The following is a 587-nucleotide window of genomic DNA, read 5'->3' on the forward strand; positions in this document are numbered from 1 at the left end:
GGGGTAGCCCATCGAGATCCGGGCGGTGAAACGGTCGCGCTGGGCCTCCGGCAACGCCCGGGTGCCCTCCATCTCCACCGGGTTCTGGGTCGCGATCACCATGAAGGGCGACTCGAGCCGGTAGGTGACGCCGTCGACCGTGACCTGGTGTTCTTCCATGCATTCGAGGAGCGCCGACTGCGCCTTCGGCTCGGCGCGGTTGATCTCGTCGCCGACGACGATGTTGGCGAACACCGGACCGGGACGGAACTCGAAGTCACGGGTGCCCTGGTTGTAGACGCTGACCCCGGTGACGTCGCTGGGGAGCAGGTCCGGAGTGAACTGGATGCGGCGTACCCGGGCGTCGATGGACCGTGCGAGGGCCTTGGCGAGCATGGTCTTGCCGACCCCGGGGACGTCCTCGATCAGCAGATGGCCCTCGGACAGCAGCACGACCAGGGCCGCCGTGATCGCCTCGGACTTGCCGTCGATGACCGTCTCGATGCTGGCCCGCACCCGGTTGGTGACATCGGCGAGATGGCCGATGTCGGTCACCGGGTCACGCCAGTGCAGAAGACCAGGGTCGGTCACCACGAGTTTGGCCCCCC

At 67.6% G+C, this 587-nt stretch carries 1 protein-coding gene; it reads right to left on the reverse strand.

Going from position 1 to position 587, the window contains the following annotated elements; all coding sequences use genetic code 11:
* The coding region (locus ACY45C_RS16200; RefSeq protein WP_462188419.1) for an AAA family ATPase at positions 1-573 on the reverse strand (573 nt) is incomplete at its 3' end.
* Positions 574-587: the final 14 nt, after the last annotated feature.

The organism is Frankia sp. CcWB2 (assembly GCF_977927585.1).